Here is a 13,477-nt window from a genome sequence, read left to right as displayed (position 1 = left end):
GCTTTCGTACGCATTCCTCCTCCCCCACCACCCATTTACCTTTCCGCTATGTCTTTCTCCGCTTCTTCGTGGGCGCGGGCCGGCCTGGGGCTTAGCCTGGCGCTGAGCACGCTGGCAGCCTGCACCTCCGATCAGCCCAAGCCCGTGCTGCCACCCGCCGCGCCTCCTGCCGTCAACTCCGAATCGCGCGACTATGCTGCCTACACCAAGCTCGTCTGGAGCGACGAGTTCGACACCGGCTCGCTTGACCTGACCAAGTGGGGCTTCGACCTGGGTGCCGGCGGCTGGGGCAACAACGAGCTGCAGACCTACACCAACGCCCCGGAAAACGTAACGACCACTGCGAGCGGCACCCTCGTAATCAAGGCCATCCGGCCGGCATCCAACAGCCCGGCTTACACCTCGGCCCGCCTGCTCACCAAGGGCAAGCAGACCTTTGTGTTTGGCCGGATTGACGTGCGGGCCAAGATTCCGAAAGGCAAAGGCATCTGGCCGGCCATCTGGATGCTGGGCGCCGACATCGACCAGAACAACTGGCCCAAGTGCGGCGAAATTGACATCATGGAGCTGCGCGGCAGCAAGCCTAAGGAGCTCATTTCCACAATGCACTTCGCCAACAGCGCCGGCACCCGCGAGTTCCGTACGACCACCAAAGTGCAGGCTACAGACCTGTCGGACGACTTCCACGTGTACTCGGTGGTGCGCGGCCAGGACCAGATCCGGATGTTCCTGGATGGCCAGCAGTACCTGACCTTCAGCAAAAGCGACGTCGGCTCTGCCCCCTACCCGTTCAACAATCCGTTCTTCATGATTTTGAACATTGCGGTGGGCGGCGACTTCGACGGCAATCCGGATGCCAGCACCACTTTCCCGCAGCAGATGGAGGTCGACTACGTGCGGCACTACCAGTACCAGTAATGCCCAGCAGCCCGCGGATGCGCCGGCACTCACGGTCTTTTCTATGGCTATGAACTTACGAATGCCTTTCCACAGCCTGGCCGCCGCGGCTGCTACGGCTGGCCTGCTGCTGCTTGGCGGTGCTGCCAGTGCCCAGACTAAGCCTGCCAAGCCTGCTAAGTCGCCCAGCTACAGCTTCAAGGAGCTGATCTGGAGCGACGAATTTGACAAACCTGGCTTGCCCGACTCGCTGAAGTGGACCTACGACGTGGGTGGCACCGGCTGGGGCAACCAGGAAGAACAGTTCTACACCAAGGCCCGCCGCGAAAACGCCCGCGTCGAAAATGGCCACCTCATCATCGAGGCTCGCAAGGAAGCCCTCAACGATAAGAACGCCTATACCTCGGCCCGGCTGGTGTCGCGCGCCAAAGGGGGCGGCAGCCTCACGTATGGCCGCGTAGAAGTGCGGGCCCAGCTGCCCGCTGCCCGCGGCACCTGGCCCGCCATCTGGATGCTGCCCGACGATTGGAAGTACGGCGACAAAAGCTGGCCCGCCAACGGCGAAATCGACATCATGGAGTATGTGGGTTACCGGCCCGAAGTGGTGCAGGCGTCCACGCACAGCAAGAAGTACTACTTCCGCCTCAACAACCAGAAAACCGACTCCGTGCGCGTGCCCACGGCCACCACGGCCTTCCACGACTACGCCATGGAATGGACGCCCGAAACCATCACGGTGTTCGTCGATAACAAGCCTTATTTCACCAGCCGCAACGAGCACTCCGGCTGGGAAGCCTGGCCCTGGAACCATCCGTTTCATCTTCTGCTGAACGTAGCTGTGGGCGGCGAGTGGGGTGGCCTGAAAGGCATCGACCAGACAGCCTTCCCACAACGGATGCTCGTGGACTACGTGCGCTTCTACAAAATGCGCCAGCGCTAACCGACAGCGCCTCACTCTGCCTTGTTTCACTGTAGCGTAGCGGCCCTTTTCGGAGGGTCTGTTGCCACGCTTTGCCCTCCATTTACCACACGCTATGGGCCGCCAAAGACAGTTTTTCCGGTTGTCGGCTGCCGAGCAGCAGGAGCTGCAGCACTACCTGCTGCTGCCCGGGCTGCTGCGCCGCCAGACCAACCGCGCCCACACCTTGCTCGACTGGCACGCCGGCCTGTCCGCTGCCGAGTCGGCCGAGCACCTAGCCATGACGGAAGGCCGGGTGTATGCTCTGCGGCGGGCCTACCAACGCCAGGGCCTCACGGCTTACCTCAACACCCAACCCCGGGGCGGCGCGCCCACCAAGCTTACGCCTGCTGTGGAAGCCGCGCTGCTGGCGCTACTTTCGCGCCGCAGTGCCGACGCGCCCCGCCGCTGGACGCTACGGCAGCTAGCCACCTACCTCGTGGCCCAAGGCCACACCAAATCCATTTGCCCCGTGACGGTGGGCAAAGCTCTGCAGCGGCTGCAACAGTTGTTGCCGGCTGCTCCAGCCGGCTTGCGGGCCGCCTGAGCTGAGCGGATTTTTCAACTAGGGAGATGTTGGTTCCAGGGAATTGAGAACCCCGGTGCAACCACTTTTCAATCAACTGTCAGCATCTCACCACTCACTACCCAATTCTTACTACTCCCCTGATGTCTTTCTCCCGCTTTGTTGTCTTTGCGCTGTTTGCCAGTCTGGCCGCGCCGGCTGCCACCCACGCCCAGAAGGCCCGGCCCCGCCAACCGGCCCGCACCACCAAAACCACCCGGCCGGCGGCAGCCCCACTCACCGAAGATGCCATTGCCCGGCAGGTAGATGTCCTGCTGGCCCAGATGACGCTGGAAGAGAAAGTGGGCCAGATGACCCAGGTGACCATCGACGCCGTGACCCAGGGCAAGAACCGCTACAGCTCCGACGAGCCGCTGGCCCTCGACCCGGCCGACCTGCAGAAGGTGCTCGTGGACTACAAAATCGGCTCGGTGCTGAACTCGGCCAACAACCGCGCCCGCACGCCCGAGCTCTGGTACACCACCGTGAAGCAGATGCAGGACGTGGCCACCCAGAAAACCCGCCTCAAAATCCCGATTATCTACGGTATTGATGCCGTGCACGGCGAAACCTACACGGCCGGGGCCACCATGTTTCCGCAGGAAATAGCGCAGGCCGCCAGCCGCAACCGCGCCCTGGTGCGCCGCGGTGCCGAAATATCGGCCTACGAAACCCGCGCCAGCAACATCCCGTGGGCCTTCTCGCCGGTGCTGGATCTGGGCTCCGATGCCCGCTCGCCGCGGCAGTGGGAAACCTTCGGCGAAGACCCCTACCTGATTTCCGAGCTGGGCGTGCAGATGGTGCGCGGCTACGAAGGCGAACCCAACAACCTCGGCGACCCGACCAAAGTCGCCTCCAGCATCAAGCACTTTCTGGGCTACCAGGTGCCGCAGTCGGGCAAGGACCGCACCAACGCCTACATCTCCGACGAGGCGCTGTATGAGTACCACGTGCCGCCGTTCCGGGCCGCCGTGGCCGCCGGCGCCCACACCATCATGATCAACTCGGGCCTTATCAACGGGGTGCCCATGCACGCCAACTACGCCCTGCTCACCAAGCTGCTGAAGCAGGACATGGGCTTCAAGGGCCTGGCCGTGACCGACTGGCAGGACATCGAGAACCTCTACACCCGCGACCATTTCGCCAAAGACCAGAAGGACGCCATCCGGCTGGCCATCAACGCCGGCATCGATATGTCGATGGTGCCCTACCAGTACGAGCAGTTCTGCGACAACCTGGTGGCGCTGGTGAAGGAAGGCCAGGTGAAGCAGGAGCGCATTGATGATGCCGTGCGCCGGGTGCTGCGCGTGAAATACGCCCTCAACCTGTTTCAGCAGCCCAACACCAACCGCCAGGACTACCCGCTGTTCGGCAGCAAGGAGCACGAGCAGGCCAGCTACCAGATGGCCGCCGAAGCCATTACGCTGCTCAAGAACACCGACAACATTCTGCCCCTGAAGAAAACCAGCAAGGTGCTGCTGGCCGGCCCCAACGCCAACTCCATGCGCACCCTGAACGGCGCCTGGACCTACTCCTGGCAGGGCGAGAAAACCGAGGAATTTGCCCAGCAGTACAACACCATTCTGGAGGCGGTACAGAAGGAAATCGGCGCTCAGAACGTGCAGCACGTGCCCGGCGTGAGCTACAAGATGGACGGCAAGTACTACGAGGAGTACGCCGACAAGCTGGACGAAGCCGTAGCCGCCGCCCGCAACGTGGACGTGGTGCTGCTCTGCCTCGGCGAAAACTCCTACGTGGAAAAGCCCGGCGACCTGAACGACCTCTACCTCTCCGACCTGCAGACCCAGCTGGCCCAGCGCCTGCTGGCCACTGGCAAGCCCGTGGTGCTGGTGCTCAACGAAGGCCGCCCGCGCGTCATCAGCCGCATCGAGCCCGGTATGAAGGCCGTGGTGCAGACCTACCTGCCTGGCAACTTCGGCGGCGACGCCCTGGCCGACATCCTGTTCGGCGACGTGAACCCCTCCGGCAAGCTGCCCTACACCTACCCGCGCTACCCCAACGCCCTCATTTCCTACATCCACAAGTACGCCGAGGAGCAAAGCAAGGCCGAAGGTGCTTACAACTACGAAGCCGACTACAACCCGCAGTACAAGTTCGGCGACGGCCTGAGCTACACCACCTTCCGCTACGCCAACCTCACCGTCGACAAGGCCTCGCTGCCCAAAACCGGCCAGCTCACGGTATCGGTGCAGGTGACCAACAGCGGCGCCCGCGCCGGCCAGGAAGCGGTGCACCTCTACTCCTCCGACCTCTATGCCAGCCTGGTAGCGCCCGATATGCGCCGCTTGCGCCGCTTCGAGAAAGTGAACCTCAAGCCCGGCGAAACCCGCACCGTCACGTTCACGCTGCCCGTTTCGGAGCTGAGCTACGCCGGCCCCGACGGCAAGCCGGTGCTGGAAGCCGGTGAGTTTGAGCTGCGCATCGCCGACCAGACCACCAAGTTTATGGTAACCGAATAGCGTAAAACCCCGCCGCTGCAATTGGCAGCGGCAGCTATATCTTTATCGGCCCGGCTGCCTGTGCAGCCGGGCCGATTTATGTTGCTGCTATGCCTATTCCTCTGATTACGATAGTACTGGAACGCCGGGGCCGAAAGCACTGCTTCGGGGCGCTGCTGATGGCGGCGGTTTTCGCCTATGGCGGCCTGTGGGTGATGGCCGTTGCCCTGGCCCTGTTCGCCATTTTCCTGGTCGGCTACTCCACCCAATGGCAGCTCAACACCCGCACCCGCCAGTACCGGCACGGCGGCAACCTGTTCGGGCTGCACATGGGTTCCGACTGGCTCCGCCTGCCCGACGTGCAGCGCGTAGTAATCCGCTACTTCTCCGATTTCGCGGTGACCGACAGCGGCTACAGCGACGGCGACGAGTCCAGCAAAGACCGGCGCTACATCCTGCTGCTGTCGGTGCCGGAGTCGGCGCAAGGACTAGTGGTGGGGCAGCTTCGCAATCAGCAGCAGGCGGTGCAGCTGGGCTGCCAGCTGGGCCGGGCGCTGGGCCTGCCCGTGCTGGAGTGCGACCGGTACGGCGAGCTGGCAGTAGTGCAAGAAGCCGATCCGGCTGACAATCGAGCCTACAATCCGCCGCATTTCGAGCCCGCGCCTCCAATAGAAACTTGACTGGAGTCGGCCTTGCAGCACGTCCGCTACTCCGGCCGCCGCTCCTTCTTGGTGCCCAGAATAAACAGAATCAGCAGCAGAAACGCCGATAGCCCGAGGCTGTACCACGTCACCACGGGCAGGCCGCGGTAGTAGGGCATCTGGCCGGCCGGGTAACGGCCTAGCAAGCTCAGGCCCGCAAACAGAATCAGCGCCACCGACACGGCCGCCAGAATGCCGCGGCTCACCAGCTGGTCGGCTTTGTGCAGCAGCAGCTGGTAGCCGCTCAGCTCGATGCGCACGCGCAGGTCGCCGCGAGAGATTTTGCGCACAATCTGCCGGATATCGGCCGGCAGCGTCTGAATCAAGGCCAGCAGCTGGGTGCCGGTGTATTCGGCTTCGCTGAGGATGTTTTCGGCCGAATACTGCTCGGCCACGATGCGCGCGCCGTAGGGCCGCACAAACTCGAACGTATTGAAGCGCGGGTGCAGCACCTTGCCAATGCCTTCCAAAATCACGAGGGCCCGCAGAATCAGGAACACCGCGCCCGGTACTTGCAGCTTGTAGTTGTAGATGACGTTCTGCAGCGCGTCGGCTAGGTCCGACATGCTCATGTCCTTGACGTCGAGCGAAGCGAAATCCTCAATCAGCTCGCCCAGCGACGCCTCAAACGCCCGCATATCCGGAATGTCCGACGTGAGGGCCAGGCGCCGGAAGCTCAGGGCCATGCCGCGCGGGTCCTGCCGCGCCATGCCAATGAACACGCCCGCAAAGGCGTATTTCTGCTGCTTGCTGAGCTTGCCCACCATCCCGAAGTCGATGAGCACCAGCGTGCCATCGGGGCGCACCAGCACGTTGCCGGGGTGCGGGTCGGCGTGGAAGATGCCGAACTCGAATATCTGCGTCAGGTAGATATCCATGCCGGTTTCGGCCACTTTTTCCGGGCTCAGGCCCCACTCCAGCAGCTGCGGCTTGTCCGTGATTTTGCAGCCGCTCACAAACTCAATCACCAGAATCCTAGCCGTGCTCAGCTCGCGGTAGGGCTTCGGAATGTAGAAGGTTTCGTAGTTCTCATAGAGCGAGCGGAATTGCTCCATGCTGCGGGCCTCGGAGGTGTAGTCCAGCTCCTTGGTCATGCTCCGCTCGAAGGCATCTACTACGTCCTGGGGGTTGCTCAGGCCCTGCTTGCGCAGGAAACCGGCCGTGAGGCGCACCAACTCGTTGAGCAAAGCCAGATCAGAACGTACCTTTTCCGGCACGCCGGGGCGCTGCACTTTCACCACCACTTCTTCGCCCGTGAGCAGCCGCGCCCGGTGCACCTGCCCGATACTGGCCGAGCCCAGCGGCACGTCGTCGAACTCGGCAAACACCTCCTCCAGCGGCTGCCCCATTTCCCGCTCGATGATGGCCTTGGCTACCTGCACGTCGAAGGGCGGCACGTTGCTCTGCAGCTTCTCGAACTCGTCAATCAGTGGCTGCGGCAACAGGTCAGCGCGGTTGCTCATGGCCTGCGCCAGCTTGATGAACGTGGGCCCCAGCTCCTCGATAATCATCCGGATCCGCTGCCAGCGCGTGGTTTCAAACACGGCCTGCTCGCCTTCCTGCCACGAGAGGCGCCGGCTCCGTGTTACCAGGCGCCGCAGCGGCGTGCTCGTCACCACGTCCTCGAAGCCGTAGCGGATCAGCACCTCCGCCACTTGCCGGATGCGGGTCAGGTTGGATATCGTTTGCTTGAACATGAATCGCAGATTTTGCAGATTTTACGGATTTCGCAGATTGGGCAGTGCTCGTTCAGGCAGCAGCTAAACAGCCACGCGGCAGCGAAATCAGTGGACGCCAGCCGCAAAGCTATTCCAACCAGCCACAATCCGCGAAATCCCCTGAAATCAGCAAAATCTGTGATCAAAAAACCCCGCCCGTAAAGCACGGACGGGGTTTTTAAACGGCACGAAGCCGCTTTGTATTAGGAGTTAGCCTGCGACGAAGCCGCACCGGCTGCTTTGTTTTCTTCTTTCTTGGCGGCACCAGCCGAGCCGGCGGCCGATTTCTGCGTTTTGTTGGCGGCGGCGCTGGTTTTGTCAGCTGCCTTCTTCACCGTGGAAGCGGCTTTGCTGGTGGCGCTGGCTACTGCCCCTTTAGCAGCCGAAGCCGTTTTGCTGGCCGGAGCCTTGGCGGCGGGCTTAGCGCTGCTTTTCGCGCTGCCTGCCGACGCCGACGTGGAAGCCGACTTGGAGCTGCCTTTCACAGTGCGCTTCAGCTCTTCTACTTCCGCGTTGGGCGCTACACCTACCGTCTTCATCATTTTGGCAGCCAGACCCTGCACCTGCTTTTCCAACTCCTTGCGCTTGGTTTCGCCGTTTTTCTTCAGCTCGTCCATAATCTTGGCTCCCTCCTTCTCCGACAGCTTGCTCTCTTTCACCAGCGTGTCGATGGTTTTCTGCACCCGATCGGTAGTGAGCGAAACAAAGCCTACGCCGGCGTTAACGAACTTCTTAAATAGATCTTCCATGAGACTGTGGGGGATTGGAAAATGAAGGTGAGAGAAAGTGAAATCCGGTACGGCAATAATGCCGGCCGGAAAAAGTAGTATGCAAGCCGACTACTTGACGCAAACCTACGAAAACGCCGCTATATAGTTGGATATGAGGTTTGAAAATTTATACCAATGGACATCGGACTCTACTAAAAAACGATTCTGAGGTATCAAAAATGCGCAGTATTGGTAGATCCTGACCAGCCATCCGGCAACTATATCTGCGGCCGTGGGCGGTATGACGCTGCCGGCCGGGCCTGCTGGCGGGCCCGGCCGGCAGCGGCCCTAGCTGCCTCCTGGGCCGCCCATACGCCTCGCACAAAGTCTCCGACCTGCGCTAGCGCCTGCCGCGCCTCCGGCACGAAGCGCCAGAACAGGTGCCACCAGTGCACCAGCCCGCCAAACACCTGCAGCGTGACCGGTACGCCCGCGGCCCGGGCCTTCTGCGTGAAATGCACTACATCGTCGTGCAGCACTTCAGCGTCGGAAATCTGAATTAGGAGCGGCGGCAGATCGTGCAGCTGGGCGCGCACCGGCGAGAGCAGCGGGTGAGCCAACGGCGTCTCGTGGGCGTACATGCCGCCCCAGCCCCGGATTTCGAGGGCCTCAAGCAGCTGGCTTTCTTCGCGGCACACCTGCCGGAGCGTGGCGGTGGGCAGCACCAAGTCGGTCCAGGGCGAGAGGCCAATGGCGGCGGCGGGCAGCCGCTGGCCGGCGTCGCGCAGGTGCAGCAGCAGCGCCAGGGCCAGCCCACCTCCGGCCGAGTCACCGGCTACCATGATGTTGTGCGGGGCGTACCCTTCGGCCAACAGCCAGTCATAAGCCAGCCGGGCATCTTCAAGAGCGGCCGGGAACGGGTACTCGGGGGCTTTTCGGTAGTTGATGGCCAGTGTGTTAAGCTGGCAGCTGCGGGCCAGCGCGCCCACCAGGGAGCGGTGCGTGTTCAGGGAACCCAGCACGTAGCCACCGCCGTGCAGATACAGCAGCACCCGCTCGGCGGGCGCACCGGCCGGCCGCAACCATTCGGCCGCCATTCCTTCCACATCGGTTTCTTCCAGAAACACATTCCAGGGCACAAACTGAAACAGGGAGGCCGCTTCTACGGCCAGCCGCATGGTGGTGAGGCGGGGGCGCTGCCGGGCGAGCGGGCCAGTGGCAGCCGCCAGAAACTGCTTGAGCAGCAGGTGCTGAGGAGAAGGCATCAGGAAAGCACGTAGGAATTGGGCGGAAATCGGAGCAGGACGATGGGATGCCGAGGCCTTCCACCACCACAATGCCAGATACGCACTGCGGCAACGATAAGATACTGATTTACTTAAACTCTACCCGAAAAACGCAACCGCCGGCAGCCCCCGAAACGGCCACTCTTGTGGCCGATGCCGCTGATGCCGTGGAACCAGGCTTCCCGCATCGGGCAACCGGGCGTTGTGAGGCGGCTACGTACAGCGGCGATGTTATGGCTTTTCGCCGATGCGGTGGCCACGGTAGCCGCGGATGGCAATCGGAATCCAGCCCAGAATCGGGATAAAAAAGGACAAAGTGAACGGATTGCGCCACACCATCCGGAGCCAGGCGCCCGGCTTGTCGAGTTGCATCTTGAAGCCGCGGCGGCCTTCGCGTACGTACAGCCGCTCGAACTCCTGAAACAGCGCCGGCCAGGCTACGGGCAGGAAAAACGGGAAGTAGCGCCAGTTGGCCTTCATACGCTGCCACAACTCGCGCCAGCGGTAGGGCTGCTGCCCGTGTTTGGCCACGGCGGCGTCCAGCTCGGTTTGCATGAGCAGCCGCACCTTTTCCGAGAGGGCCGTGTAGTCTTCGCGCGTCATGTCGGCGGGGTCCTTGTCGAGCATCTCATAGGGCCGGATGCGCGAGCCCAGCACAAACGTGAGCTTGGCCGGATAGGCCATGTAGAACGACCACGGCTGCAGCAGCACCAGCAGCACAATGGGGCCCAGCGGAATAAACGGAATCCCGATTTTCTTGCTCAGGTTGTTGAGCCAGGGCCAGCTGTAGGCGTAGGGGTTGAGGTATTCGCCGTTGATGGTGTAGAACGGTACCACATCGGTGCGGTGCGTGATGCTGTGGCGCACCATGCTGGAAGCCAGGCGCTGCAACTCGTACTTTTTGTTGAACCCCTTCCCGATGCCCGGCACGCCCTCCGGGTACAGCATCAGGTTGTGGTCCTGGTAGTACATCATCGTCTCGAAGTTGAGCGTGGTGGCATCCACGCAGCCGCACTTCTTCCAGAAGTCCTTCACCTGAAACGGGTTCATGAGCGTGGACTGCGAGAGCAGCGGCGCCGACAGCGGCCGGGGCAGCCCGCGCTGGCCCGGCAGGGTACGCCACATGTGCGCCAAGGCCACAATGGCATCCCAGGGGAAAGCCATGCCCGAGTGGTTGGAGGCAAAGATCAGGGGCACATCCGGGTCGTTGCGCTCCGGAAAATCTTCGAATCCTACCAGTTCCGAGCGAAACCATACAGCATCCAGCAGCTGCAGAATGTTGTTGTCGAGGGTTTGCACGAAGTCTTCCTCAAAATAATCGGAGTAGATGTGCTGGTTGGCTTGGATGGCGGGAGGCGGCTGGGGCAGCGCGGCGGGCGTGGTAGCCGTGGGCATCGGGAAGCGGAATGGGCGGGCAGAGAGGATAAACCGGAATAGCCAGCGCCGGGTGGCGGCGGGCTTCTAATGTAGGCATTTTACGCGCCAGGGCAAATCCAGGACACCTGACGGCAGGCAGACCGGCAGATTGGCGCTGATTCCACTTGTCATGCACAATCCATTACACTTTATATAAACATATTTTATATTAGTATAATTAAATTGTATATTTGCAATATACACGCCGCACTGCATATGAAAGCATTATCCATCCTGCTGCCTGCGCTGCTGCTGACAAGCGCCTTACAAGCTCAGCCCACCGGGTCGGCACGCACGCTTAGCGCCGGACCGTGGCGTGAAAGCGCCACTCAGCTGCTCCCGGCCACCTTGCGCCAGGCGCGGCCGTTGCTGCTAGATGAGCCAGCCCTGGCGCGCCTGTTGCAGGCAGCGCCTGCCGAGTCCGAGGCCAGCCGGGGCGTACTACTGCCGCTGCCGATGCCCGATGGCCGGATTGATACCTTCAGCGTGTGGCAGACGCCGGTGCTGCATCCGGCACTAGCGGCACGCTACCCAGCCATCCGCACGTTTGCGGGCCGCAGCCTGACCCGCCCGGGCGTGACCGGGCGGTTTGACCTTACGCCGCAGGGCTTCCATGCCTATGTGCGCGGAGGCGGCCAGGGACCGGTGTTCGTGGACCCCGTACCGGCCGAGCCGGGCCGCTATGCCGCCTTTGCGGCCGCCGACCAGCAGCCCGACCCAACCTGGCGCTGCCTGACCACCGGCCAGCTGGAACCCACCACTACGGCCGGCCGCACGCAGGCTGAGCCTTTCGGTAGCCAGCTGCTGACCTACCGCCTGGCGCTGGCCTGCACCGGCGAATATGCCGCGCGGGTGTGTCAGCCCGCCGCCCCAACCGTCTCCGCCACGCTGGTCGCCATGACGACGGCCGTAAACCGCGTAACGGGCATCTACGAGCAGGAAATAGGCGTGCGGCTGCAGCTCATTGTCAACAACACCGTTCTGATTTTTCTGGATGCCGCCACCGACCCATACACCAACAACAACGGTTCTGCCATGCTCATAGAGAACCGCAACACGTTGCGTGACCTGATCGGAGCCGACAATTACGATATCGGGCACGTATTCAGCACGGGCGGGGGCGGCGTTGCGGGCCTGGGCGTGGTGTGCCGCAACACTACCGGTACGCCTGACAGCCGCAATCAGAAAGCCCGTGGCGTTACGGGCCTAGCAAACCCCACCGGCGACTTCTTTTACGTAGACTACGTGGCCCACGAAATGGGGCACCAGTTTGGCGGCAACCATACGTTCAATAGTGAAACCAGCAGCTGCGGCGGAGGCAACCGCAACGACGCCACTGCCATTGAGCCGGGCTCGGGCAGCACCATCATGGCCTATGCCGGCATCTGCGGCGCCGACAATATCCAGACCCGCTCCGATGCCTTCTTCCACGCCATCAGCCAGGACGAGATTCGCACGTATATAACTACCGGCGGCGGCAGCACGTGCCCAGAGCCCAGCAGCACCGGCAACACGCCGCCGAGCGTGAATGCGGGGCCCGACTACACTATTCCCCGGGGCACCCCGTTTGTGCTGACCGGCTCGGGCACCGACGTCAACAACGATGTGCTGGCTTACAGCTGGGAGCAAACCAACCCCGACAACACGGCCACCGGCGGGCCCCCGGCCGCCGCCGCTACCAGCACTACGGCGCCATTGTTTCGCTCGTTTGCGCCGGGAGCCAGCCCCAGCCGCACGTTTCCGCGCTTGGCCGATATTCTGGCGGGCACGACTACCACGGGCGAAATCCTGCCGCAGGTGGCCCGCGTGCTCCGCTTCCGCCTTACCGCGCGCGATAACCGCAGCGGCGTAAGCTCCGACGAAGCGCTGGTGACTGTGCTGGACGTCAACCCGTTTCTCATCACCAACGCCAATACGCCGTTCACGCAGGCCCCCAACAGCACTTTCACGCTCACCTGGGACCAGACCGGCACCACGGCCGCCCCCATCAGCGCGGGCACCGTCAATATCCTGTTTTCGGCCGATGGCGGGCTGACGTTCCCGTATCTGCTGGCAGCGGCCACGCCCAACGACGGCTCGCAGCAGATTGTGCTGCCCAACCTGAACACTTCCACCGGTCGCCTGCGCGTGCAGCCAGTCGGCCAGGTTTTCTTCGACATCAACAACGCCAACATCACGCTGGCGGGCCCGCTGCCAGTTACGCTCACTTCGTTTGAGGCCACGGCGCACAACGGCACAATTGAGGCGCGCTGGACAACGGCCCAGGAGCTCCGCAATGCCGGTTTTGAGGTGCAGGCGCAGGGGCCCGGCGAAACCGGCTTCCGCACCCGTGCATTTGTAGCGGGACAAGGCACCAGCAGCACGCCGCACGCCTATCAGCACACGCTGCGCAACCTGGCCCCGGGCCGCTGGCACCTGCGCCTGCATCAGCTGGACCAGAGCACTGCAGCCGCGCCCGAGGGAAGCTATACCGCCGTCAGGACGGTGCTGCTACAGGCCGGTGCGGCGGCCGTACAGGTCTGGCCGAACCCCGCGCCAACCGACCAGCCGGCTACCGCCAGCATTTACCTGCCCACGGGTGGCCCAGCGCAACTGGAATTGTACGATCTGCTGGGCCGGCGCGTGTTAAGCCTGCCTTTGGTGCTGGCGGCCGGCGGTACTGAGACGCCCCTGCCGCTGCGCGGCGTACCGGCGGGCCTGTATGTGTGGCAGCTGACGGCGACCGGGCCCGTCCGGCTACAGGGCCGACTGGAACTGCTACCATAGG

Annotated in this window: 10 protein-coding genes; 6 read left to right on the top strand and 4 right to left on the bottom strand. The window is 62.8% G+C overall.

The window, feature by feature from the left end; all coding sequences use genetic code 11:
- Positions 1-48: 48 nt before the first annotated feature.
- The 5 genes from N008_RS14775 (at position 49) to N008_RS14755 (ending at position 5,559) form a co-directional block, all read left to right on the top strand.
- A complete protein-coding gene (locus tag N008_RS14775) occupies positions 49-918 on the top strand; it encodes a family 16 glycosylhydrolase (RefSeq protein ID WP_052381587.1) in 870 nt (289 codons plus the stop codon).
- A gap of 49 nt (positions 919-967) precedes the next feature.
- Positions 968-1,837 (top strand): family 16 glycosylhydrolase, encoded by an 870-nt coding sequence (locus N008_RS14770; protein WP_052381586.1) that lies wholly within the window; start codon positions 968-970, stop codon positions 1,835-1,837.
- Between the two features lie 94 nt (positions 1,838-1,931).
- Positions 1,932-2,402 carry a helix-turn-helix domain-containing protein gene (locus N008_RS14765; RefSeq protein ID WP_081910822.1) on the top strand — a complete coding sequence of 157 codons (471 nt, stop codon included), beginning with the start codon at positions 1,932-1,934 and terminating at the stop codon, positions 2,400-2,402.
- A 122-nt stretch (positions 2,403-2,524) separates the two neighbouring features.
- The gene (locus N008_RS14760) at positions 2,525-4,900 is read left to right on the top strand and encodes a glycoside hydrolase family 3 N-terminal domain-containing protein (protein ID WP_044017079.1); all 2,376 of its coding nucleotides are present in this window, start codon (positions 2,525-2,527) and stop codon (positions 4,898-4,900) included.
- A gap of 89 nt (positions 4,901-4,989) precedes the next feature.
- Positions 4,990-5,559, top strand: coding sequence for a hypothetical protein (locus N008_RS14755; protein ID WP_044017077.1), 570 nt, complete (start codon positions 4,990-4,992; stop codon positions 5,557-5,559).
- Positions 5,560-5,585: 26 nt separating this feature from the next.
- On the opposite strand, the gene N008_RS14750 is transcribed toward N008_RS14755, so the two are convergent.
- The 4 genes from N008_RS14750 to N008_RS14730 all read right to left on the bottom strand — a co-directional run bounded on the left by N008_RS14750 (position 5,586) and on the right by N008_RS14730 (position 10,689).
- Positions 5,586-7,277, bottom strand: coding sequence for an ABC1 kinase family protein (locus tag N008_RS14750; protein WP_044017074.1), 1,692 nt, complete (start codon positions 7,275-7,277; stop codon positions 5,586-5,588).
- A 224-nt stretch (positions 7,278-7,501) separates the two neighbouring features.
- Complete coding sequence (locus tag N008_RS21725) at positions 7,502-8,047, bottom strand: phasin family protein (RefSeq protein ID WP_052381585.1); 546 nt, start codon at positions 8,045-8,047, stop codon at positions 7,502-7,504.
- Between the two features lie 239 nt (positions 8,048-8,286).
- Positions 8,287-9,273, bottom strand: a complete 987-nt coding sequence (locus N008_RS14735; protein ID WP_052381584.1) for an alpha/beta hydrolase — start codon at positions 9,271-9,273, stop codon at positions 8,287-8,289.
- Between the two features lie 252 nt (positions 9,274-9,525).
- A complete protein-coding gene (locus tag N008_RS14730) occupies positions 9,526-10,689 on the bottom strand; it encodes a hypothetical protein (protein WP_052381583.1) in 1,164 nt (387 codons plus the stop codon).
- Between the two features lie 237 nt (positions 10,690-10,926).
- Between N008_RS14730 and N008_RS14725 the strand changes: the two genes are divergently transcribed.
- Positions 10,927-13,476, top strand: coding sequence for a reprolysin-like metallopeptidase (locus N008_RS14725; RefSeq protein WP_081910821.1), 2,550 nt, complete (start codon positions 10,927-10,929; stop codon positions 13,474-13,476).
- Position 13,477 lies beyond the last annotated feature (1 nt).

Origin of the sequence: Hymenobacter sp. APR13, assembly GCF_000737515.1 — a bacterium.
GTDB lineage: Bacteria > Bacteroidota > Bacteroidia > Cytophagales > Hymenobacteraceae > Hymenobacter.
Note: the sequence above shows the minus strand (reverse complement) of the source record. Positions and strands in the feature narration are given on the sequence as shown.